The following is a 23,650-nucleotide window of genomic DNA, read 5'->3' on the forward strand; positions in this document are numbered from 1 at the left end:
GGAGCTTGCTCCCGCGTTGGCGTGTCTGGGACACGAGAATTATTTACGGCATCTGTCGCGGCGCATTCGCCCATGACGGCAGGTGCTGGTGGCATGGCGCACGATGCGCCGAGGTATGCCGAACGCCCCCAAGAGTGCAAATGACCTATGGCAAAGCGTGATTTTTATGAGGTCCTGGGTGTCGAGCGTGGCGCCAGTGAAGGTGATCTCAAGAAGGCCTACCGCCGTCTGGCGATGAAGTACCACCCGGATCGCAACCCGGGCGACAAGGAGTCGGAAGACCTGTTCAAGGAGGCCAACGAGGCCTACGAGGTGCTGTCCGATGCCAGCAAGCGCGCGGCATACGACCAGTATGGCCACGCCGGTGTTGACCCGAGCATGGGTGGCGGCGGTGCCGGTTTCGGTGGTGCCAACTTCTCCGACATCTTTGGCGATGTCTTCAGCGACTTCTTCGGCGGCGGCCGCGGAGGCGGTCGTGGTGGTGCCCAGCGCGGCAGCGACCTGCGCTACACCCTCGAGCTCAACCTCGAAGAGGCGGTGCGCGGCACCACGGTCAACATTCGTGTGCCCACGCTGGTCAACTGCAAGCCGTGCGACGGCTCCGGCGCCAAGAAGGGCTCGACACCGTCGACCTGCCCGACCTGCGGCGGTATCGGCCAGGTGCGCATGCAGCAGGGCTTCTTCGCCGTGCAGCAGACCTGTCCGCGTTGCCATGGCCAGGGCAAGATCATCACCGACCCTTGCGGTTCGTGCCACGGCGAAGGTCGTGTAGAGGAGTACAAGACGCTGTCGGTCAAGGTTCCGGCCGGTGTCGATACCGGTGATCGCATTCGCCTGTCCGGCGAAGGCGAGGCGGGCGCCCATGGTGGTCCTACCGGTGACCTGTATGTGGTCGTCAATGTGCGCGAGCACCCGATCTTCCAGCGCGACGGCAAGCACCTCTACTGCGAAGTGCCGATCAGCTATACCGATGCCGCCCTGGGTGGCGAGCTGGAAGTGCCGACCCTCGATGGTCGCGTGAAGCTGAAGATCCCCGAAGGCACCCAGACCGGCAAGCAGTTCCGCTTGCGCGGCAAGGGCGTGGCGCCGGTGCGCGGTGGCGCGGCAGGCGACCTGCTGTGCCGGGTGGCGGTGGAAACGCCGGTCAACCTCAGTCGTCGCCAGCGCGAGCTGCTCGAAGAGCTGCGCGATTCGCTGGAAGGCGACAGCTCCCATTCGCCCAAGGCCAGCGGCTGGTTCGAGGGTGTGAAGCGCTTCTTCGGCGATCTCTGAGAAGGAACAGGCTATGCGACGTATTGCGGTAATGGGCGCGGCGGGGCGGATGGGCAAGACCCTCGTCGAGGCTGTGCAGCAGCAGGCGCCCCAGGCCGGGCTGACAGCGGCGATCGATCGCCCGGACAGCTCGCTGGTCGGGGCCGATGCCGGTGAGCTGGCGGCCCTGGGGCGTATCGGCGTGCTGATCTGCGATGACCTGGCCAAGGTCGCCGACGAGTTCGATGTGCTGATCGATTTCACGCATCCTTCGGTGACCCTGAAGAACCTGGCGTTCTGCCGCAAGGCGGGCAAGGCCATGGTCATCGGCACCACCGGTTTCACGCCGGAAGAGAAAGGGTTGCTGGCGGAGGCGGGCAAGGAGATTCCGATCGTCTTCGCCGCGAACTTCAGCGTGGGCGTGAACCTCAGCCTCAAGCTGCTGGACATGGCGGCCCGGGTGCTGGGCGATGATGTGGATATCGAGATCATCGAAGCCCATCACCGGCACAAGGTCGACGCGCCGTCGGGGACCGCTCTGCGCATGGGTGAAGTGGTTGCCAATGCGTTGGGGCGCGACTTGCAGGAAGTGGCCGTTTATGGCCGTGAAGGCCAGACTGGCGCCCGTGATCGCAAGACCATCGGTTTCGCTACTGTACGTGCCGGTGATGTGGTCGGTGACCACACCGTGCTGTTCGCCGCCGAAGGCGAGCGCCTGGAGATCACCCACAAGGCCTCCAGCCGCATGACGTTCGCCAAGGGCGCCGTACGCGCTGCGCTGTGGCTGGAAGGGCGTGAGCCTGGCCTGTACGACATGCAGGACGTGCTTGAGCTGCGTTGATGTCGCGGGGCTGCCTGGCAGCCCCTTGTCGCATTAGTGTGGTTTAGAGACACATCTACGGTAGACCCAAAACGCACTTTTCTGTAAGCTACAGCTTTAGTGTGTCCACTAAAAGCGCGCAGCGAATTGAATTCAGCACTTAAAAGCGGGGTGACGTGTCCATACGTCACTCCGCTTTTTTGCAACCTGCGATCGCCCTTTCATGCTTGATTTACGGGAGGTCTTCTTGACAAAGCCAGCCATACTCGCCCTTGCCGACGGCAGTATTTTTCGCGGTGAAGCCATTGGTGCCGACGGTCAGACCGTTGGCGAGGTGGTATTCAACACCGCTATGACCGGCTACCAGGAAATCCTTACAGACCCTTCCTACTCGCAGCAAATCGTCACCCTGACCTACCCGCACATCGGCAATACCGGCACCACCCCGGAAGACGCCGAATCCAACCGCGTCTGGTCCGCCGGCCTGGTCATCCGCGACCTGCCGCTGTTGGCCAGCAACTGGCGCAATACCCAGTCGCTGCCTGAGTACCTCAAGGCCAACAATGTTGTCGCCATCGCCGGTATCGATACCCGTCGCCTGACCCGTATCCTGCGTGAAAAAGGCGCCCAGAACGGTTGCATCCTCGCCGGTGACAACATCACCGAAGAGCAGGCCATCGCCGCTGCCCGTGCCTTCCCGGGCCTGAAGGGCATGGACCTGGCCAAGGTCGTTTCCACCAAGGAGCGCTACGAGTGGCGTTCCAGCGTCTGGGAACTGAAGACCGACAGCCACCCGACCATCGACGCTGCCGACCTGCCGTACCACGTGGTTGCCTTCGACTACGGCGTCAAGTTGAACATCCTGCGCATGCTGGTCGCGCGTGGTTGCCGCGTGACCGTGGTGCCTGCCCAGACCCCGGCCAGCGAAGTGCTCGCGCTCAACCCCGATGGTGTGTTCCTGTCCAACGGCCCTGGTGATCCGGAGCCATGCGACTACGCCATCCAGGCGATCAAGGAAATCCTCGAGACCGAGATTCCGGTCTTCGGCATCTGCCTCGGCCACCAACTGCTGGCCTTGGCCTCCGGCGCCAAGACCGTGAAGATGGGTCATGGCCACCACGGTGCCAACCACCCGGTCCAGGATCTGGACACCGGCGTGGTCATGATCACCAGCCAGAACCACGGCTTTGCCGTCGATGAAGCAACCTTGCCGGCTAACGTACGCGCCATTCACAAGTCGCTGTTCGACGGTACCCTGCAGGGTATCGAGCGCACCGACAAGAGCGCGTTCAGCTTCCAGGGTCACCCTGAAGCGAGCCCAGGCCCGACCGACGTCGCGCCACTGTTCGATCGTTTCACCGATGCCATGGCCAAGCGCCGCTGAGCATCCTGCTTCAAGGCCCCGGGCCGGCTCGCGCCGCGCCCGGCAGTGCCTGACCCAGATTGTTCAAAGCGGCTTGCCGACTGACCCCGGATTTGAGTGACAACCATGCCAAAACGTACAGACATCAAAAGCATCCTGATTCTCGGCGCTGGCCCGATCGTGATCGGCCAGGCCTGCGAATTCGACTACTCCGGCGCCCAGGCCTGCAAGGCCCTGCGCGAGGAAGGTTTCCGCGTCATCCTGGTGAACTCCAACCCGGCCACCATCATGACCGACCCGGCCATGGCCGACGCCACCTACATCGAGCCGATCAAGTGGCAGTCGGTGGCCAAGATCATCGAGAAAGAGCGCCCTGACGCCGTCCTGCCGACCATGGGTGGCCAGACCGCGCTGAACTGCGCCCTGGACCTGGAGCGCCATGGCGTCCTGGAGAAGTTCGGCGTAGAGATGATCGGCGCCAACGCCGACACCATCGACAAGGCTGAAGACCGTTCGCGCTTCGACAAGGCGATGAAGGACATCGGCCTGGAGTGCCCGCGCTCCGGTATCGCCCACAGCATGGAAGAGGCCAACGCGGTCCTCGAGAAGCTCGGCTTCCCATGCATCATCCGCCCATCGTTCACCATGGGCGGCACGGGCGGTGGTATCGCCTACAACCGTGAAGAGTTCGAAGAAATCTGCACCCGTGGTCTGGACCTGTCGCCGACCAAGGAGCTGCTGATCGACGAATCGCTGATCGGCTGGAAGGAATACGAGATGGAGGTGGTCCGCGACAAGAAGGACAACTGCATCATCGTCTGCTCGATCGAGAACTTCGACCCGATGGGCGTGCACACCGGTGACTCGATCACCGTTGCTCCGGCACAGACCCTGACCGACAAGGAATACCAGATCATGCGCAACGCCTCGCTGGCGGTGCTGCGTGAAATCGGTGTCGAGACCGGCGGCTCCAACGTGCAGTTCGGTATCTGCCCGAACACTGGCCGCATGGTCGTGATCGAGATGAACCCGCGGGTTTCCCGTTCCTCGGCCCTGGCTTCCAAGGCCACCGGCTTCCCGATCGCCAAGATCGCCGCCAAGCTGGCCATCGGCTACACCCTCGACGAGCTGCAGAACGACATCACCGGTGGCCGCACCCCGGCGTCCTTCGAGCCGTCGATCGACTACGTCGTCACCAAGCTGCCACGCTTCGCCTTCGAAAAATTCCCGAAAGCCGACGCCCGCCTGACCACCCAGATGAAATCCGTGGGTGAAGTCATGGCCATCGGCCGCACCTTCCAGGAATCCCTGCAGAAAGCCCTGCGCGGCCTGGAAGTCGGTGCCTGCGGCCTCGACCCGAAAGTCGACCTGGCCAGCCCGGAAGCGGCCAGCATCCTCAAGCGCGAGCTGACCGTGCCGGGCGCCGAGCGTATCTGGTACGTCGCCGACGCGATGCGTTCGGGCATGACCATCGAGGAAATCTTTGCCCTGACCGGCATCGACCTGTGGTTCCTGGTACAGATGGAAGACCTGATCAAGGAAGAAGAAAAGGTCAAGACCCTGGCCCTGTCGTCGATCGACAAGGACTACATGCTGCGCCTCAAGCGCAAGGGCTTCTCGGACCAGCGCCTGGCCAAGCTGCTCGGCATCACCGACAAGAACCTGCGCCGTCACCGCCACAAGCTGGAAGTGTTCCCGGTGTACAAGCGCGTCGACACCTGCGCCGCCGAGTTCGCCACCGATACCGCCTACCTGTACTCGACCTACGAGGAAGAGTGCGAGGCCAACCCGTCGACCCGTGACAAGATCATGATCCTGGGTGGCGGCCCGAACCGTATCGGCCAGGGCATCGAGTTCGACTACTGCTGTGTGCACGCCGCGCTGGCGCTGCGTGAAGACGGTTACGAGACCATCATGGTCAACTGCAACCCGGAAACCGTCTCCACCGACTACGACACCTCCGACCGCCTGTACTTCGAGCCGCTGACCCTGGAAGATGTGCTGGAAGTCTGCCGCGTCGAGAAGCCGAAAGGCGTGATCGTCCACTACGGCGGCCAGACCCCGCTGAAACTGGCGCGTGCCCTGGAAGAAGCCGGCGTGCCGATCATCGGTACCAGCCCGGACGCCATCGACCGCGCCGAAGACCGTGAGCGCTTCCAGCAGATGGTTCAGCGCCTGAACCTGCTGCAGCCGCCAAACGCCACCGTTCGCAGCGAAGACGAAGCCATCGCTGCCGCTGGCAAGATCGGTTACCCGCTGGTGGTTCGCCCGTCCTATGTGCTGGGCGGCCGCGCCATGGAGATCGTCTACGAACTGGACGAGCTCAAGCGCTACCTGCGTGAAGCGGTACAGGTCTCCAACGACAGCCCGGTGCTGCTCGACCACTTCCTCAACTGCGCCATCGAGATGGACGTGGACGCGGTCTGCGACGGCACCGACGTGGTGATCGGCGCGATCATGCAACACATCGAGCAGGCCGGCGTTCACTCCGGCGACTCGGCGTGCTCGCTGCCGCCTTACTCGCTGAGCAAGGAAGTACAGGACGAAGTCCGCGTCCAGGTCAAGAAAATGGCCCTGGAGCTGGGCGTGGTCGGCCTGATGAACGTGCAGCTGGCCCTGCAGGGCGACAAGATCTACGTGATCGAGGTCAACCCACGCGCCTCGCGTACCGTGCCATTCGTCTCCAAGTGCATCGGCACTTCTCTGGCGATGATCGCGGCCCGCGTCATGGCCGGCAAGACCCTGAAAGAGCTGGGCTTCACCCAGGAAATCATCCCGAACTTCTACAGCGTCAAGGAAGCCGTCTTCCCGTTCGCCAAGTTCCCGGGGGTTGACCCGATCCTCGGCCCTGAGATGAAATCGACCGGTGAAGTCATGGGCGTCGGCGACAGCTTCGGCGAAGCCTTCGCCAAGGCCCAGATGGGCGCCAGCGAAGTGCTGCCGACCGGTGGTACCGCGTTCATCAGCGTGCGTGACGACGACAAGCCGCAAGTGGCTGGCGTTGCCCGCGACCTGATCGCCCTGGGCTTCGAAGTGGTCGCCACTGCCGGCACCGCCAAGGTAATCGAAGCGGCCGGCCTGAAAGTGCGTCGCGTGAACAAGGTGACCGAGGGGCGTCCGCACGTGGTCGACATGATCAAGAACGACGAAGTGTCGCTGATCATCAACACCACCGAAGGTCGCCAGTCGATCGCTGACTCCTACTCGATTCGTCGCAATGCGTTGCAGCACAAGATCTACTGCACCACCACCATTGCGGCCGGTGAAGCCATCTGCGAGGCGCTGAAATTCGGTCCGGAAAAGACCGTTCGTCGCCTGCAGGATCTGCATGCAGGACTCAAAGCATGAGCATTACCAAATACCCGATGACCGTCCAGGGCGCTCGCGCCCTGGAGGAAGAGCATCTGTTCCTGAGCAAAACCGAGCGCCCACGCCTGAGCCAGGCGATCGGCGAGGCTCGCGAGCTGGGCGATCTCAAGGAAAACGCCGAATACCACGCCGCCCGTGAGGAGCAGGGCATGGTCGAGGCGCGTATCCGCGATATCGAAGGCCGTCTGCAGAACTCGGTGGTGATCGACGTCACCACCATCGCCCACACCGGCAAGGTGATTTTCGGCACCACCGTGGTGCTGGCGAACACCGAGACCGATGAAGAGGTGACCTACCAGATCGTCGGCGAAGACGAAGCCGACGTGAAGCAGGGCAAGCTCTCCAGCGGTGCGCCGATCGCCCGCGCCATCATCGGCAAGGAAGAAGGTGATACTGTCGTCGTCAAGACGCCAAGTGGCACGGTCGAGTACGAGATTGTCGAAGTCAAGCACATCTGACCGGCGCCTGCGGGCGCCATCCCTCGAGGGGATCCTCTGGCAGCTGGCCCAGGTGTTCTGGGTCGGCGGCCTGTGGGTGTTCCACGTGGGGCTGGTGCCGGCGCTCAAGGTCAGTGGCCTGGCGCCTTTGCTGGTGCACGACGTGGCTGCGCAGATCGACCGCTGGTTGATTGGCGTGGCCATGCTCGGGTTGTTGACCCAGTTGGCAGTGCTGGCGAGGGTGGATGGCCTGGCGGCCTGGTGGCGGCAGTTCCGCGGCCAGATGCTGCTGCTCGGCTTCGGCGCCTGCGTCAGCTACTACACGCTGCGCTACGGGATCTCCGTGGGCGAGCGTTGGCAGATGTTCTGCTTCCTGGTGCTGGGCTTCTCCGGCATCGTGCTGGTGGCCCAGCCGGTCCCGGTCAGGGCGCGGCGGTAAGCGACTCAATATCGCCGGGGCCGCTTTGCGGCCCTTTCGCGACGCAAGGCCGCTCCCGCAGGGATTGCGCTGCGCCGTAGGTCGGTGCAGTCCCCTGTGGGAGCGGCCTTGTGTCGCGAAAGGGCTGCGCAGCAGCCCTGCTACCGTTACTTGTAACGGTGGATGTTGGACAGCTGCTTGTTCGGCTGTGGGTTCTTGCGGTAGATCAGCGCTTTCTTGCCGATGGTCTGCACCAGTTCGGCGCGGCCGGCCTTGCACAGTTCGGCGATGGTCTCGGCGCGTTCCTCGCGATCTTCCGAGCGAATCTCGACCTTGATCAGCTCATGGTCGACCAGGGCGCGCTCCAGTTCGGCGATCACGCCTTCATTCAAACCGTTGCCAGCAACGATCAGGACCGGCTTCAGGTCGTGACCAATGGACTTGTATTGCTTCTTCTGCTCGTTATTGAGCGGCATAATCTGACCCTTTTCGTCTGATTCTGTAAAATTGACGGGCATTTTACCCGAGGGCCTGTGGCTCCGCCCAGTCAAACACGACGCATATCATCGAGGTGCCCCGTGGTACAACGTTCCAAAAGCAGCGCAAACTGGCTGCGTGAACATTTCAACGATCCTTTCGTCAAGCAGGCGCAGAAGGATGGCTACCGCTCGCGCGCGAGCTACAAGCTGCTGGAGATCCAGGAGAAAGACCGCCTGATCCGTCCGGGCATGAGCGTGATCGACCTCGGTGCGGCTCCCGGTGGCTGGTCGCAGGTAACCAGTCGTCTGATTGGCGGGCAGGGCCGCCTGATCGCCTCGGACATACTGGAAATGGATTCGATCCCCGACGTTACCTTCATCCAGGGCGATTTCACCCAAGACGAAGTGCTGCAACAAATCCTGCAGGCGGTCGGCGATTCGCACGTCGACCTTGTGATTTCCGATATGGCCCCCAATATGAGTGGTACGCCTGCAGTGGACATGCCGCGCGCCATGTTCCTCTGTGAACTGGCCCTGGATCTTGCGACCCGTGTGCTCAAGCCCGGCGGAGATTTCCTGATCAAGATCTTCCAGGGCGAAGGCTTCGACATGTACCTCAAGGACGTGCGCAGCAAGTTCGACAAGGTGCAGATGCGCAAGCCGTCCTCCTCGCGAGACCGTTCCCGTGAACAGTACCTGCTGGGCAAGGGTTTCAAGGGCGCATGAAAGGCGTGTTGCGGGGTTGCCGATAGTTATTTCCAATCGGCCGTCCCGACTGGATCGTCCGAACTTCGTGTAGTCTAGCTTTCACAAAGGGTTACAGACGGTGCCTGCGGATGCGTGGGTAATGTAGTAAGTTAGGGCGATGAATATCATGCGAGGCACGGCTGCGTCGTGCGCCGGCCTCAGAGGGTAGCGAATTGAACGACATGGCAAAGAATCTGATCCTGTGGTTGATCATCGCCGCCGTCCTGGTGACGGTGATGAACAACTTCTCCAGCCCTAACGAGCCGCAGACCCTCAACTATTCCGACTTCATCCAGCAGGTCAAGGATGGCAAGGTTGAGCGGGTGACCGTCGACGGCTATATCATTACCGGCAAGCGCACTGACGGCGACAACTTCAAGACCGTACGCCCGGCGATTACCGACAACGGCTTGATCGGAGACCTGGTCGACAACCACGTCACCGTCGAGGGCAAGCAACCTGAACAACAGAGCATCTGGACCCAGTTGCTGGTTGCGAGCTTCCCGATCCTGGTGATCATCGCCGTGTTCATGTTCTTCATGCGCCAGATGCAGGGCGGTGCCGGTGGCAAGGGCGGGCCAATGAGCTTCGGCAAGAGCAAGGCGCGCCTGCTGTCCGAAGACCAGGTGAAAACCACTCTGGCTGACGTCGCCGGCTGCGACGAGGCCAAGGAAGAGGTTGGCGAACTGGTCGAATTCCTGCGCGATCCGGGCAAGTTCCAGCGCCTGGGTGGTCGTATCCCTCGCGGCGTGCTGATGGTCGGCCCGCCGGGTACCGGTAAAACCCTGCTGGCCAAGGCCATTGCCGGTGAAGCCAAGGTGCCGTTCTTCACCATTTCCGGTTCCGACTTCGTCGAGATGTTCGTCGGCGTGGGCGCCAGTCGTGTTCGCGATATGTTCGAACAGGCCAAGAAGCACGCGCCGTGCATCATCTTCATCGACGAGATCGACGCTGTCGGTCGTCATCGTGGCGCCGGCATGGGTGGCGGTCACGATGAGCGCGAGCAGACCCTGAACCAGTTGCTGGTCGAGATGGACGGCTTCGAGATGAACGATGGCATCATCGTCATTGCAGCCACCAACCGTCCTGACGTGCTCGACCCGGCGCTGCTGCGTCCCGGTCGCTTCGACCGCCAGGTGGTGGTTGGCCTGCCGGACATTCGCGGTCGTGAGCAGATCCTCAAGGTGCATATGCGCAAGGTCCCGGTTGGCGAGAACGTCAATGCGGCGGTCATTGCCCGTGGTACCCCGGGCTTCTCCGGTGCCGACCTGGCCAACCTGGTCAACGAGGCGTCGCTGTTCGCCGCCCGTGCCAGCAAGCGCCTGGTCGAGATGAAGGAGTTCGAACTGGCCAAAGACAAGATCATGATGGGCGCCGAGCGCAAGACCATGGTCATGTCCGAGAAAGAGAAGCAGAACACCGCGTATCACGAGGCGGGCCACGCCATCGTCGGTCGCGTCGTTCCCGAGCACGACCCGGTCTACAAGGTCTCGATCATTCCCCGTGGCCGCGCCCTGGGCGTGACCATGTTCCTGCCGGAAGAAGACCGCTACAGCCTGTCCAAACGTGCGCTGATCAGCCAGATCTGCTCGCTGTACGGTGGCCGTATCGCCGAAGAGATGACCCTGGGCTTCGACGGTGTTACCACCGGGGCCTCCAACGACATCATGCGCGCCAGCCAGATCGCCCGGAACATGGTCACCAAGTGGGGCCTGTCCGAGAAACTCGGCCCGCTGATGTACGCCGAAGAGGAGGGCGAGGTATTCCTCGGTCGCAGCGCGGCGAGCCAGCATGCCAGCGTCTCGGGCGAAACCGCCAAGATGATCGACTCCGAAGTGCGCAGCATCATCGATCAGTGCTACGCCACGGCCAAGCAGATCCTTACCGACAACCGCGACAAGCTCGACGCCATGGCCGAGGCCTTGATGAAGTACGAAACCATCGATGCCGACCAGATCGACGACATCATGGCTGGCCGTACCCCGCGCGAGCCACGTGACTGGGACAATGATTCCGGAACCTCCGGCAACCAGGCTTCCCAGGATGATCGTCCGGAGTCGCCGATCGGCGGTCCAGCGGCTCAACACTAAGGGTATCTATGAGCTTGACGCAGTACCCGACCCGGTTGCCTTGCGGCAACCGGGTTCTTGATTTGTCCCGTGCCCATGTCATGGGTATCCTCAATGTCACCCCAGACTCGTTCTCCGATGGTGGGCGCTTCAGCCAGCGCGATGCGGCCTTGCGCCATGCCGAGGAGATGGTTGCGGCCGGTGCGACCCTGATCGACGTGGGCGGGGAGTCTACCCGTCCTGGGGCTCGCGCCGTCTCGCCTATCGAGGAACTGGAGCGCGTGGCGCCAATTGTCGAGGCGATCAGCAGTCGGCTCGACGTGATCATCTCGGTCGATACCTCGACGCCCTCGGTCATGCGCGAGACGGCCCGCCTTGGTGCAGGGCTGATCAACGATGTGCGCGCCCTGGAGCGTGACGGCGCGCTCGATGCGGCGGCCGATACCGGACTGCCGGTGTGCCTGATGCACATGCGTGGCGAGCCGGGCAACATGCAGGACAATCCGCAGTACGAGGATGTGACAGCTGATGTAACGCGCTATCTTGAGCAGCGTATGGCCGCCTGCGCGGCGGCCGGCATCGGGGCTGAGCGCATCATCCTCGATCCAGGGTTCGGCTTTGCCAAGACCCTTGAGCACAATCTGAGCCTTTTCAAACACATGGAAGCGCTCTATCGCCTGGGGCGCCCGCTGCTGGTGGGCGTTTCGCGCAAGAGCATGATCGGTCTCGCGCTGGGCCGTCCGGTCGGTGAGCGGCTCTATGGCAGTCTGGCCCTGGCCGCCCTGGCCATGACCAAGGGCGCGAGCATCCTGCGGGTACATGACGTCGCCGAAACCGTCGATGTCGTGCGCATGATCGCCGCGGTCCAGAGCGCCGAATAAGAACATTGGAGTCACTATGAGCAGAAAATACTTTGGTACCGATGGTATCCGCGGTCGCGTCGGCCAATTCCCCATCACCCCTGATTTCATGCTGAAACTCGGCTGGGCCGCCGGCATGGCCTTCCGCAAGCAGGGCAACTGCCGGGTACTGGTGGGCAAGGACACGCGGATCTCCGGCTACATGTTCGAATCCGCGCTCGAGGCGGGCCTGTCCGCCGCCGGTGCCGATGTGATGCTGCTCGGCCCGATGCCGACGCCGGCCATCGCCTACCTGACTCGCACTTTTCACGCCGAAGCCGGCATCGTCATCAGTGCTTCGCACAACCCCCATGACGACAACGGTATCAAGTTCTTCTCCGGTGCCGGCACCAAGTTGCCGGACGAAGTCGAACTGATGATCGAGGAGTTGCTCGACCAGCCGATGAATGTCGTCGAGTCCGGCAAGCTGGGCAAGGTCTCGCGCATCAACGACGCGGCGGGGCGCTACATCGAGTTCTGCAAGAGCAGCGTGCCCAGCAGCACCAGCTTCGAAGGCTTGAAGATCGTCGTGGACTGCGCCCATGGCGCCACCTACAAGGTCGCGCCGAGCGTGTTCCGTGAGCTGGGGGCTGACGTCACCGTGCTGCACGCCGCCCCGGATGGCCTGAACATCAACGAGAACTGCGGTTCGACCCATATCGAGTCGCTGCAGGCGGCGGTCCTGGTTGGCCATGCGGATATCGGCATCGCCTTCGATGGCGACGGCGACCGCGTGCTGATGGTCGATCACACCGGCGCCATCGTCGACGGTGACGAACTGCTGTTCATCATCGGTCGCGACATGCAGGAGCGCGGCAAGCTTCAAGGCGGCGTGGTCGGCACCCTGATGAGCAACCTGGGCCTGGAGCTGGCGTTCAAGGAACTGGACATCCCGTTCGTGCGGGCCAAGGTGGGCGACCGCTACGTCATGGCCGAACTGCTCGAGCGCGAGTGGCTGCTGGGTGGCGAAAACTCCGGTCATGTCGTGTGTGGCAGCCACACCACCACCGGTGATGCGATCATCGCCGCGCTGCAGGTGCTGATGGCGCTCAAGCGCCGTGGCGAAAACCTTGCCCAGGCCCGACAGGCCGTGCGCAAGTGCCCGCAGGTGCTGATCAACGTGCGCTTCGCGGCGGGCAAGAACGACCCGCTGGAAAACCCCCTGGTCAAGGAAGCCAGTGCCAAGGCCACCGAGGCCATGGCCGGTCGTGGGCGGGTGCTGCTGCGCAAGTCCGGTACCGAACCGCTGGTGCGGGTGATGGTCGAGGGCGACGATGAAAACCAGGTACGTGGCCATGCCGAGGCCCTGGCCAAGCTGGTCGAAGAAGTTTGTGCCTGAAATAGGCTTGCCAGCGCAGATCGGGTTGGGTAAGATCTGCGCCCACTTTGACCGACGAGGTAAAGCATGCGTCGCCCCATGGTAGCTGGTAACTGGAAGATGCACGGTACCCGCGCCAGCGTCGTAGAGCTGACCCAGGGCTTGGGCAAGTTGTCCATGCCGAGCGGAGTGGAAGTCGCGGTGTTTCCGCCATCCCTGTTCATCAATCAAGTGATTGATGGCTTGGAGGGAAAAGGAATCAACGTAGGCGCACAGAATTCTGCGGTACAATCTGAGCAAGGCGCGCTGACCGGCGAAGTTGCACCGAGTCAGTTGGCTGAAGTCGGTTGCAAATATGTATTGATTGGGCATTCCGAGCGTCGCCAGATTATTGGTGAAAGCGATGAAGTGCTGAATCAGAAGTTTGCAGCCGCTCAGAAAAGTGGTTTGACGCCAGTGCTATGTATAGGGGAAACTCTTGCAGAGCGCGAGGCAGGTGAGACGCTTGAAGTTGTAGGGCGTCAACTAAGCAGTGTTATCGACGTGTTCGGTATCAAGGCTTTCGCCAATGCAGTTATTGCCTATGAGCCTGTTTGGGCCATTGGTACTGGTTTGACGGCCTCGCCACAGCAAGCCCAGGATGTGCATGCAGCCATCCGCAAGCAGTTGGCGGCGAAGGACGCCGAAGTTGCAGAAAACGTGCAACTTCTCTACGGCGGCAGCGTGAAGGCGGCCAATGCGGCTGAACTGTTCGGCATGCCGGATATCGATGGGGGGCTCATTGGTGGAGCGTCCCTGAACGCAGACGAATTCGGTGCAATTTGTCGCGCCGCAGGAAACTGAACAAATGCTGGAAACAGTCGTAGTTGTTTTTCATCTGTTGGCAGCGTTGGCACTGGTTGTAATGGTGCTGCTGCAACAGGGTAAAGGTGCGGAAGCAGGTGCATCTTTCGGCGCAGGTGCTTCAAATACTGTGTTCGGAAGCCAAGGTTCCGCTACCTTTTTGAGTAAAGTTACTGCTATACTTGCTGCCACTTTCTTTTTGACTGCACTTGGGTTAGGATATTTCGCCAAGCAGCAGGCTCACCAGCTGACTCAAGCTGGTCTGCCAGATCCAGCAGTGCTGGAAGTCAAAGAGCCAAAGCCGGCAGTCAATGATGATGTACCGGTGCTCCAGCAGCAGAAGAGCGAAACCACCAACTCTGGTGACGTACCTCCTCCAGCCAAAGAGCAGCAGTAACGGGTTTCAAGAAGTAGTATTGCCGAGGTGGTGGAATTGGTAGACACGCAACCTTGAGGTGGTTGTGCCCATAGGGTGTAGGGGTTCGAGTCCCCTTCTCGGTACCAATTGAAGCATGAGAGCCCGCTTTAGCGGGCTTTCTTGCAGGTGGAGGTCGGATTGACCCGGCAAAGGGTTCAGTCTTATACTTTCGCCCCAGCTTTGTCGCGGGGTGGAGCAGCTTGGTAGCTCGTCGGGCTCATAACCCGAAGGTCGTTGGTTCAAATCCAGCCCCCGCAACCAGCTTCAGCAGAGCCCCTTTTCAGGGGCTTTTTGCTAGCCGAACAGTTTTCGGCGCCGTTGTCCAACGGCGCTTTCAGGGATGGGCGCTTCGCCCATTTTTTATTTGCACAGCATGCACGAGGGGGTTCAGGTGTCGAGCAAGCTAGAACAGTTGCAGGCCTTGTTGGCCCCGGTTGTCGAGGGCCTGGGCTACCAATGCTGGGGGATCGAATACGTCTCCCAAGGCAAGCATTCGGTACTGCGTATCTACATCGACAAAGAAGACGGGATCCTGGTGGACGACTGCGAAGCCGTCAGCCGTCAGGCCAGCGCCATTCTCGATGTGGAAGATCCGATCAGCTCTGAATATACCCTCGAGGTGTCCTCTCCAGGCATGGACCGCCCGCTGTTCACTCTGGAACAGTTTGCTGCGCATGCCGGCGAGCAGGTGAAGATCAAGCTGCGTACGCCCTTCGAGGGCCGTCGTAACTTCCAGGGCCTTCTCCGCGGTGTGGAGGAGCAGGATGTGGTGGTCCAGGTGGACCAGCACGAGTTCCTGTTGCCGATCGACTCGATCGACAAGGCCAATATTATTCCCAGTTTTGACTGAGACGTGCCGGACCCGGCGAAACACCCGGGGCCAATGGCTTGCGCAAGGCGAGGCGTACGATGAGCAAAGAAGTACTGCTGGTTGTTGAATCGGTATCCAACGAAAAGGGTGTACCGCCCGGCGTCATTTTCGAGGCGCTGGAAGTGGCCCTGGCCACTGCAACCAAGAAACGTTTTGAGGACGAAGTCGACCTGCGTGTGGAAATCAACCGCCACACCGGTAGCTACGAGACCTTCCGCCGCTGGACCGTGGTCGACGAGAACGACCTGGACGATCCGGCGATCGAGACCTGGCTGGAAAAGATCCAGGACACGCACCCGGACGCCAAGATCGGTGACGTGATCGAAGAGAAGATCGAGTCGATCGAGTTCGGCCGCATCGCCGCCCAGACCGCCAAGCAGGTCATCGTGCAGAAGGTCCGCGAGGCCGAGCGCGCCCAGGTGGTCGACGCTTACCGCGAGCGCGTGGGCGAGATCATCTCCGGTACCGTGAAGAAGGTCACCCGCGACAACGTCATCGTCGACCTGGGCAACAACGCCGAGGCGCTGCTGGCCCGCGAAGACATCATTCCCCGTGAGACCTTCCGTGTCGGCGTGCGCCTGCGTGCGTTGCTCAAGGAAATCCGCACCGAGAACCGTGGTCCTCAGCTGATCCTGTCGCGCACTGCGCCGCAGATGCTGATCGAGCTGTTCCGCATCGAAGTGCCGGAAATCGCCGAAGGCCTCATCGAAGTCATGGCCGCCTCCCGTGATCCGGGATCGCGCGCCAAGATCGCCGTCCGCTCCAAGGACAAGCGCATCGACCCGCAAGGCGCCTGCATCGGCATGCGTGGTTCGCGTGTCCAGGCCGTATCCGGCGAGCTGGGTGGCGAGCGTGTGGATATCGTCCTGTGGGACGAGAACCCGGCGCAGTTCGTCATCAACGCCATGTCGCCAGCAGAGGTTGCTGCGATCATCGTTGACGAGGACGCCCATGCGATGGATATCGCCGTGGCCGAGGACAACCTGGCTCAGGCCATCGGACGTGGCGGCCAGAACGTCCGTCTGGCGAGCCAGCTGACTGCATGGACCCTGAACGTGATGACCGAGAAGGACATCCAGGCCAAGCAACAGGCTGAGACAGGCGACATCCTGCGTAACTTCATTGAGGAACTGGAAGTCGACGAAGAGCTGGCACAGGTGCTGGTCGACGAAGGCTTCACCAGCCTCGAAGAAATTGCCTACGTACCGTTGGAAGAAATGCTCAACATCGATGGCTTTGACGAAGATATCGTCAATGAGCTGCGCGCTCGTGCCAAGGACCGTTTGTTGACCAAAGCCATCGCTACCGAAGAAAAACTGGCAGACGCCCATCCGGCCGACGACCTGCTCTCCCTTGAGGGCATGGACAAGGACCTGGCGGCGGAACTGGCGGTGCGCGGCGTGGTTAACCGCGAAGACCTGGCCGAGCAGTCGATTGACGACCTGCTCGACATCGACGGCATCGACGAAGAGCGTGCCGGCAAGTTGATCATGGCCGCCCGAGCCCACTGGTTCGAGTAATTAGGCGCGGCCTGAGGAGAGAAGTGCATGACGCAAGTCACGGTGAAAGAACTGGCCCAAGAGGTCGAGGCACCGGTAGAGCGCCTGCTGCAGCAGATGCGTGAGGCAGGTCTGCCGCACACCGACGCCGGTCAGGTAGTGACCGACAATGAGAAGCAGACCCTGCTGACTCATTTGAAGAGCAGCCACAAGAGCAAGGCGGAAGAGCCGCGCAAGATCACCTTGCAGCGCAAGACCACCAGCACTCTGCGTGTCGCTGGTAGCAAGAGCATCAGCGTAGAAGTACGCAAGAAGAAAGTATTCGTGCAGCGCAGCCCGGAGGAAATCCAGGCTGAGCAGAAGCGTGAGCAGGAAGAGCGCCGCGCCGCCGAAAACGCCGCGCGCGAAAAGGTTGAAGCCGAAGTGCGCCAGCGCAACGAGGAGCAGGCCCGCCGTCAGGCTGCCGAGGCCCCGGCCGCTGCACCAGTGGCCAAGGCCGAGCCTGCACCTGTTGCAGCCCCGGTAATGGCCAACGCGCCGGTGTCCGAAGACGCCGCCGCTCGTGCCGCCGAGCGCAAGAAGGACGAGACCCGTCGTAACGAAAGCCGTACCCGCGATGACGATCGTCGCGGTGGTGGCCCGGCTGCGGCCGGTCGTGGCGAAGCGCCGCGCATGTCGGTCAAGGTCAAGGTCAAGGAGAAGGAAAAGGCTCCGACTCCACGTGCAGCGCCACGCACCACCGACGAAGAGAGCGATGGTTTCCGTCGTGGTCGCGGCGGCAAGGGCAAAGGCAAGAAGCGCAACCAGCACGGCTTCCAGAACCCGACCGGTCCAGTCATTCGTGACGTGACCATCGGCGAGACCATCACCGTCTCGGAACTGGCGCAACAGATGTCGGTCAAGGCCGCTGAAGTCGTCAAGTTCATGTTCAAGCTGGGTACTCCGGTCACCATCAACCAGGTGCTCGATCAGGAGACCGCTCAGCTGGTCGCCGAAGAGCTGGGCCACAAGGTCACCCTGGTCAGCGACACGGCCCTGGAAGATTCCCTGGCCGAATCGCTGAAGTTCGAAGGCGAGACCACATCGCGTGCGCCGGTCGTGACCGTCATGGGTCACGTTGACCACGGTAAGACCTCGCTGCTCGACTATATCCGTCGTGCCAAGGTTGCCGCCGGCGAAGCCGGTGGTATTACCCAGCACATCGGTGCCTACCACGTCGAAACCGACCGTGGCATGGTCACCTTCCTCGACACCCCGGGCCACGCTGCGTTTACCCAGATGCGTGCACGGGGTGCCAAGGCGACCGACATCGTCATCCTGGTGGTGGCGGCGGACGACGGCGTGATGCCGCAGACCCGCGAAGCCGTGCAGCACGCGAAAGCGGCTGGCGTTCCGCTGGTTGTCGCCGTGAACAAGATCGACAAGCCGGGTGCCGACCTCGATCGCATCCGTAACGAGCTGTCGGTCGAAGGCGTGACCTCCGAGGACTGGGGTGGTGACACGCCGTTCGTCAAGGTTTCGGCGAAGATGGGTACCGGCGTCGACGAACTGCTCGAAGCTGTCCTGCTGCAGGCCGAGATCCTCGAACTCAAGGCCACTCCGACCGCTCCTGGTCGTGGTGTCGTGGTCGAGTCGCGTCTGGACAAGGGCCGCGGCCCGGTGGCCACCATCCTGGTTCAGGACGGTACCCTGCGTCAGGGCGACATGGTCCTGGTCGGTTCCAACTATGGCCGCGTACGTGCCATGCTCGACGAGAACGGCAAGCCTGTGAAGGAAGCCGGCCCGTCGATCCCGGTCGAGATCCTTGGCCTGGACGGCACACCGGACGCAGGCGAAGAGATGTCGGTGGTTGCTGACGAGAAGAAAGCGCGTGAAGTTGCGCTGTTCCGTCAAGGCAAGTTCCGCGAGGTCAAGCTGGCCCGTGCTCACGCCGGCAAGCTGGAAAACATCTTCGAGACCATGGGTCAGGAAGAGAAGAAGACCCTCAACATCGTCCTCAAGACCGATGTGCGTGGTTCCCTCGAAGCGCTGCAGGGTTCGCTCGGCAGCCTGGGCAATGACGAAGTTCAGGTACGCGTCATTGGTGGCGGCGTCGGTGGTATCACCGAGAGCGACGCCAACCTGGCACTGGCCTCGAACGCGGTGCTGTTCGGCTTCAACGTGCGTGCCGATGCCGGTGCGCGCAAGATCGTCGAGCAGGAAGGTCTGGATATGCGTTACTACAACGTGATCTACGACATCATCGAAGACGTCAAGAAGGCCCTGACCGGCATGCTCGGCAGCGATGTTCGCGAGAACATCCTGGGTGTGGCCGAAGTGCGTGACGTGTTCCGTTCGCCGAAGTTCGGCGCCATCGCCGGCTGTATGGTCATCGAGGGTACCGTGTACCGCAACCGTCCGATCCGCGTACTGCGCGATGACGTGGTGATCTTCGAAGGCGAGCTGGAATCGCTGCGTCGCTTCAAGGACGACGCCTCCGAAGTGCGTAACGGCATGGAGTGTGGTATTGGCGTCAAGAGCTACAACGACGTCAAGGTCGGCGACAAGATCGAAGTCTTCGAGAAAGTCCAGGTGGCTCGCACCCTGTAAGGGCCGAGCCGGGTGCAGGCCCCGTCGCAAGGCGGCTGGCGGCGCCTCTGAAGGTAGCGCCCGGTCAGGCTTAAGCCTGACCGGGCGTTTGCCGCTTTACGTTACAGGTAGCAAGAATGGCAAAAGAATACAGCCGTACCCAACGTATCGGCGATCAGATGCAGCGTGAGCTGGCAGAACTGATCCGCCGTGAAGTCAAAGACCCGCGTGTCGGTCTGGTGACCATCACCGCTGTCGACGTCAGCCGTGACCTGGGTCATGCGAAGGTTTTCATCACCGTCATGGGCGAAGAAACGCCCGACGCAGTGAAGCAGTCGCTCAAGGCGCTGAACAGCGCCGCCAGCTTCCTGCGCCTGCACTTGGGGCGCTCGATGCAACTGCGCAGCGTGCCACAGTTACACTTCCACTTCGATGAAAGCGTCAGCCGTGGTGTCCACCTGTCTGCGCTGATCGAGCGTGCGGTGGCCGAAGACCGCCTGCACAAGGATGCCGACGAGCTGGACGCCAAGGAGTAAACGGTGGCCCAGGTCAAACGTATCCGCCGCAATGTCAGCGGCATCATCCTGCTCGACAAGCCGTTGGGATTCACCTCCAACGCCGCCCTGCAGAAGGTTCGTTGGTTGCTCAACGCGGAAAAGGCCGGCCACACCGGCAGCCTCGATCCGCTGGCAACCGGCGTGCTGCCACTGTGCTTTGGTGAGGCGACCAAGTTCTCCCAGTACCTGCTCGATTCCGACAAGGGCTACGAGACGGTCATGCAGCTAGGGCAGACCACCACCACCGCGGACGCCGAAGGCGAGGTCCTGCAGACCCGCGAAGTAACCGTTGGTCGCGCCGACATCGAGGCCGTGATTCCGCGTTTCAAGGGTGAAATCCTTCAGGTGCCGCCGATGTACTCGGCCCTCAAGCGCGATGGCCAGCCGCTCTACAAGCTGGCACGTGCAGGAGAGGTAGTGGAGCGCGAGGCGCGTTCTGTTACTATTGGCCGCTTGGAGTTGCTCGAGTGCGAAGGCACCCGTGCGCGCCTGTCGGTTGGATGCAGCAAAGGCACCTATATTCGCACCCTGGTGGAGGATATCGGTGAGGCGCTGGGCTGTGGTGCCTATGTCGCCGAACTGCGCCGTACGCAGGCGGGCCCCTTCGAGCTGGCACAAACGGTGACGCTCGAGGAACTCGAGCAAGCCCATGCCGAAGGCGGCAACGAAGCGCTTGATCGCTTCCTCATGCCTTCGGACAGCGGGCTGCAGGACTGGCCACTGGTGCTGCTGTCCGAGCACAGCGCGTTCTACTGGCTGCATGGCCAGGCGGTACGTGCGCCGGACGCGCCGCAGTTTGGCATGGTTCGGGTACAGGATCACAATGGTCGCTTCATCGGTATCGGTGAAGTGAGCGAAGACGGGCGCATCGCGCCGCGTCGGCTGATTCGGTCGGAATGACCGGAACCACGGGCAGAGGCTTCGGCTGAAACCGGTGGATACGAGGGTGGCTGTTATTAGGCACGGTCACACCTCTTCTTTTTAATACGGGGACTTGTCCCTGGCCTATTGGAGACCGTTCGCGGGATCCGTTTATCAGGAGAAGCCAAATGGCCCTCAGCGTCGAAGAAAAAGCTCAGATCGTTGTCGAATACCAGCAAGCCGCCGGCGATACCGGTAGCCCGGAAGTGCAGGTTGCTCTGCTGACCGCCAACATCAACAAGCTGCAAGGCCACTTCAAGGCCAACGATAAAGACCACCACTCCCGTCGTGGTCTGATCCGTATGGTCAACCAGCGTCGTAAGCTGCTGGACTACCTGAAGGGCAAAGACACCACCCGTTACAGCGCCCTGATCGGTCGCCTGGGTCTGCGTCGCTAATAGCGGCCTGGCCAGTGGTGTTGCATGGCGTGTCGCATGCATCGGCAGGGTTGCCCGGCAACCCTGGCGTTGGACACGCCACGCGATCTGCGAGGTTGGCAGCCTGGTCCGTCGTGCGGTTCATCCGCCCGGCGCCAGGCTCCCAGCCTCGTGTTGTATCTGGACGGTCAATGGGGCCGATTCCCCGTTCTGCCCAAGAATTCGCAAGAACCAGTTCCCCCAAGAGCCACTGAAGAAGGTAGGAAACCGTGAACCCGGTAATCAAGAAATTCCAGTTCGGTCAATCGACCGTAACCCTCGAAACGGGCCGCATTGCCCGTCAGGCCACCGGCGCCGTGCTGGTCACCGTCGACAATGATGTCACCGTACTGGTGACCGTGGTCGGTGCCAAGCAGGCTGATCCGGGCAAGGGCTTCTTCCCGCTGTCCGTGCACTACCAGGAAAAGACCTACGCCGCCGGCAAGATCCCAGGTGGTTTCTTCAAGCGTGAAGGCCGTCCTTCCGAGAAGGAAACCCTGACCTCGCGCCTGATCGACCGTCCGATCCGCCCGCTGTTCCCTGAAGGCTTCATGAACGAAGTCCAGGTCGTCTGCACCGTGGTTTCCACCAGCAAGAAGACCGATCCGGACATCGCCGCGATGATCGGTACCTCGGCTGCCCTGGCCATCTCCGGCATTCCGTTCGAAGGCCCGATCGGCGCCGCCCGTGTCGCCTTCCACGAAAGCACCGGCTACCTGCTGAACCCGACCTACGAGCAACTGGCTGCCTCGAGCCTGGACATGGTCGTTGCCGGTACCGAGTCCGCCGTGCTGATGGTCGAATCCGAAGCCCAGGAGCTGACCGAAGACCAGATGCTGGGCGCCGTGCTGTTCGCCCACGACGAATTCCAGGCCGTGATCAAGGCGGTCAAAGAGCTGGCTGCCGAAGCTGCCAAGCCAACCTGGGACTGGAAACCTGCCGTTGCCAACACTGAGCTGTTCAACGCCATCCGTGCTGAATTCGGCGAAGCCGTTTCCCAGGGCTACACCATCACCGTCAAGGCCGACCGCTACGCGCGCCTGGGCGAGCTGCGTGACCAAGCCATTGCCAAGTTCTCCGGCGAAGAAGGCCAACCGTCGGCCGGCGAAGTCAAAGAGATCTTCGGCGAAATCGAATACCGCACCGTTCGCGAAAACATCGTCAACGGCAAGCCGCGTATCGACGGTCGCGACACTAAGACCGTGCGTCCGCTGAACATCGAAGTCGGCGTTCTGCCGAAGACCCACGGTTCGGCGCTGTTCACCCGCGGCGAAACCCAGGCCCTGGTCGTCGCGACCCTGGGTACTGCCCGTGACGCCCAGTTGCTGGACACCCTCGAAGGCGAGAAGAAAGACCCCTTCATGCTGCACTACAACTTCCCGCCGTTCTCGGTGGGCGAGTGTGGCCGCATGGGCGGTGCCGGTCGTCGCGAAATCGGCCACGGCCGTCTGGCCCGTCGTTCGGTCCAGGCCATGCTGCCGGCCGCCGACGTGTTCCCGTACACCATCCGCGTGGTGTCGGAAATCACCGAGTCCAACGGTTCCAGCTCCATGGCTTCGGTCTGCGGCGCCTCGCTGGCCCTGATGGACGCCGGCGTGCCGATGAAAGCACCGGTTGCCGGTATCGCCATGGGCCTGGTCAAGGAAGGTGACAAGTTCGCCGTCCTGACCGATATCCTGGGTGACGAAGACCACCTGGGCGACATGGACTTCAAGGTAGCGGGTACCGCCAAAGGCGTCACCGCGCTGCAGATGGACATCAAGATCAACGGCATCACCGAAGAGATCATGGAAATCGCCCTGGGCCAGGCCCTGGAAGCGCGCCTGAACATCCTCGGCCAGATGAACCAGATCATCGGCGAGTCGCGTACCGAGCTGTCGGCCAACGCCCCGACCATGATCGCGATGAAGATCGATACCGACAAGATCCGTGACGTCATCGGCAAGGGCGGCGCCACCATCCGCGCCATCTGCGAAGAGACCAAGGCTTCGATCGATATCGAAGACGATGGCTCGATCAAGATCTTTGGCGAGACCAAGGAAGCCGCGGACGCTGCCAAGCAGCGCATCCTGGGCATCACCGCCGAGGCCGAGATCGGCAAGATCTACGTCGGCAAGGTCGAGCGCATTGTCGACTTCGGCGCCTTCGTCAACATTCTGCCGGGCAAGGACGGCCTGGTGCACATCTCCATGCTGAGCGATGCTCGCGTCGAGAAAGTCACCGACGTGCTGAAGGAAGGCCAGGAAGTCGAAGTGCTGGTACTGGACGTGGACAACCGCGGCCGTATCAAGCTGTCGATCAAGGACGTTGCCGCTGCCAAGGCATCGGGCGTCTAAGCCTTCCCAGGCTGAAAGGAAGGACCCTTCGGGGTCCTTTTTTTATGCCTG

At 61.9% G+C, this 23,650-nt stretch carries 20 protein-coding genes and 2 tRNA genes; 21 read left to right on the plus strand and 1 reads right to left on the minus strand.

Annotation, left to right across the window (positions count from 1 at the left end; all coding sequences use genetic code 11):
• Positions 1 to 147 precede the first annotated feature (147 nt).
• The 6 genes from dnaJ (at position 148) to AC25ND_RS21565 (ending at position 7,679) form a co-directional block, all read left to right on the plus strand.
• A complete protein-coding gene (gene dnaJ, locus AC25ND_RS21540; protein WP_028691264.1) occupies positions 148 to 1,272 on the plus strand; it encodes a molecular chaperone DnaJ in 1,125 nt (374 codons plus the stop codon).
• 13 nt (positions 1,273 to 1,285) lie between these two features.
• Entirely contained in the window at positions 1,286 to 2,092 is an 807-nt protein-coding gene (dapB, locus tag AC25ND_RS21545) for a 4-hydroxy-tetrahydrodipicolinate reductase (protein WP_028691263.1), read from the plus strand.
• A 226-nt stretch (positions 2,093 to 2,318) separates the two neighbouring features.
• Positions 2,319 to 3,455, plus strand: coding sequence for a glutamine-hydrolyzing carbamoyl-phosphate synthase small subunit (carA, locus tag AC25ND_RS21550; RefSeq protein ID WP_023629348.1), 1,137 nt, complete (start codon positions 2,319 to 2,321; stop codon positions 3,453 to 3,455).
• 105 nt (positions 3,456 to 3,560) lie between these two features.
• Positions 3,561 to 6,782 (plus strand): carbamoyl-phosphate synthase large subunit, encoded by a 3,222-nt coding sequence (carB, locus tag AC25ND_RS21555; RefSeq protein WP_028691262.1) that lies wholly within the window; start codon positions 3,561 to 3,563, stop codon positions 6,780 to 6,782.
• A complete protein-coding gene (greA, locus tag AC25ND_RS21560; protein WP_011532131.1) occupies positions 6,779 to 7,261 on the plus strand; it encodes a transcription elongation factor GreA in 483 nt (160 codons plus the stop codon). The genes carB and greA overlap by 4 nt, the downstream gene beginning before the upstream one ends.
• Positions 7,239 to 7,679 (plus strand): hypothetical protein, encoded by a 441-nt coding sequence (locus AC25ND_RS21565; protein WP_011532132.1) that lies wholly within the window; start codon positions 7,239 to 7,241, stop codon positions 7,677 to 7,679. Before greA ends, AC25ND_RS21565 begins: the two co-directional genes overlap by 23 nt.
• A 146-nt stretch (positions 7,680 to 7,825) precedes the next feature.
• Here the strand turns inward: AC25ND_RS21565 and yhbY are convergent, their stop codons facing one another.
• Positions 7,826 to 8,134 carry a ribosome assembly RNA-binding protein YhbY gene (gene yhbY / locus AC25ND_RS21570; RefSeq protein WP_003249945.1) on the minus strand — a complete coding sequence of 103 codons (309 nt, stop codon included), beginning with the start codon at positions 8,132 to 8,134 and terminating at the stop codon, positions 7,826 to 7,828.
• A 102-nt stretch (positions 8,135 to 8,236) separates the two neighbouring features.
• Here yhbY and rlmE point away from each other — a divergent pair, with 102 nt between their 5' ends.
• From rlmE to pnp, 15 genes are all read left to right on the plus strand, one after another.
• Positions 8,237 to 8,863, plus strand: a complete 627-nt coding sequence (gene rlmE, locus AC25ND_RS21575; protein WP_011532133.1) for a 23S rRNA (uridine(2552)-2'-O)-methyltransferase RlmE — start codon at positions 8,237 to 8,239, stop codon at positions 8,861 to 8,863.
• Positions 8,864 to 9,066: 203 nt separating this feature from the next.
• Positions 9,067 to 10,974 carry an ATP-dependent zinc metalloprotease FtsH gene (gene ftsH / locus AC25ND_RS21580; RefSeq protein WP_028691259.1) on the plus strand — a complete coding sequence of 636 codons (1,908 nt, stop codon included), beginning with the start codon at positions 9,067 to 9,069 and terminating at the stop codon, positions 10,972 to 10,974.
• 8 nt (positions 10,975 to 10,982) lie between these two features.
• Positions 10,983 to 11,834, plus strand: coding sequence for a dihydropteroate synthase (gene folP, locus AC25ND_RS21585; RefSeq protein WP_182321802.1), 852 nt, complete (start codon positions 10,983 to 10,985; stop codon positions 11,832 to 11,834).
• A gap of 16 nt (positions 11,835 to 11,850) precedes the next feature.
• Positions 11,851 to 13,191, plus strand: coding sequence for a phosphoglucosamine mutase (gene glmM / locus AC25ND_RS21590; RefSeq protein WP_028691257.1), 1,341 nt, complete (start codon positions 11,851 to 11,853; stop codon positions 13,189 to 13,191).
• Positions 13,192 to 13,257: 66 nt separating this feature from the next.
• Positions 13,258 to 14,013: a triose-phosphate isomerase gene (gene tpiA / locus AC25ND_RS21595; RefSeq protein ID WP_236179478.1), complete on the plus strand. Its 756-nt coding sequence runs from the start codon at positions 13,258 to 13,260 to the stop codon at positions 14,011 to 14,013.
• A 4-nt stretch (positions 14,014 to 14,017) separates the two neighbouring features.
• Positions 14,018 to 14,410: a preprotein translocase subunit SecG gene (secG, locus tag AC25ND_RS21600; RefSeq protein ID WP_028691255.1), complete on the plus strand. Its 393-nt coding sequence runs from the start codon at positions 14,018 to 14,020 to the stop codon at positions 14,408 to 14,410.
• Positions 14,411 to 14,431: 21 nt separating this feature from the next.
• Positions 14,432 to 14,517, plus strand: a tRNA-Leu gene (locus AC25ND_RS21605).
• A 98-nt stretch (positions 14,518 to 14,615) separates the two neighbouring features.
• Positions 14,616 to 14,692: transfer RNA gene (locus AC25ND_RS21610), tRNA-Met, on the plus strand.
• Positions 14,693 to 14,822: 130 nt separating this feature from the next.
• Positions 14,823 to 15,281 carry a ribosome maturation factor RimP gene (gene rimP, locus AC25ND_RS21615; protein WP_036986186.1) on the plus strand — a complete coding sequence of 153 codons (459 nt, stop codon included), beginning with the start codon at positions 14,823 to 14,825 and terminating at the stop codon, positions 15,279 to 15,281.
• 59 nt (positions 15,282 to 15,340) lie between these two features.
• Positions 15,341 to 16,822 carry a transcription termination factor NusA gene (gene nusA / locus AC25ND_RS21620; RefSeq protein ID WP_028691253.1) on the plus strand — a complete coding sequence of 494 codons (1,482 nt, stop codon included), beginning with the start codon at positions 15,341 to 15,343 and terminating at the stop codon, positions 16,820 to 16,822.
• A 27-nt stretch (positions 16,823 to 16,849) separates the two neighbouring features.
• Positions 16,850 to 19,390, plus strand: coding sequence for a translation initiation factor IF-2 (gene infB / locus AC25ND_RS21625; RefSeq protein WP_186596636.1), 2,541 nt, complete (start codon positions 16,850 to 16,852; stop codon positions 19,388 to 19,390).
• Between the two features lie 116 nt (positions 19,391 to 19,506).
• A complete protein-coding gene (gene rbfA, locus AC25ND_RS21630; protein WP_028691251.1) occupies positions 19,507 to 19,905 on the plus strand; it encodes a 30S ribosome-binding factor RbfA in 399 nt (132 codons plus the stop codon).
• 3 nt (positions 19,906 to 19,908) lie between these two features.
• Positions 19,909 to 20,826, plus strand: a complete 918-nt coding sequence (truB, locus tag AC25ND_RS21635) for a tRNA pseudouridine(55) synthase TruB (protein WP_062360905.1) — start codon at positions 19,909 to 19,911, stop codon at positions 20,824 to 20,826.
• A gap of 149 nt (positions 20,827 to 20,975) precedes the next feature.
• The gene (gene rpsO / locus AC25ND_RS21640; protein ID WP_486976581.1) at positions 20,976 to 21,245 is read left to right on the plus strand and encodes a 30S ribosomal protein S15; all 270 of its coding nucleotides are present in this window, start codon (positions 20,976 to 20,978) and stop codon (positions 21,243 to 21,245) included.
• 248 nt (positions 21,246 to 21,493) lie between these two features.
• Entirely contained in the window at positions 21,494 to 23,599 is a 2,106-nt protein-coding gene (pnp, locus tag AC25ND_RS21645; protein ID WP_028691249.1) for a polyribonucleotide nucleotidyltransferase, read from the plus strand.
• Positions 23,600 to 23,650 lie beyond the last annotated feature (51 nt).

Source organism: Pseudomonas sp. P110(2024), from assembly GCF_057480795.1.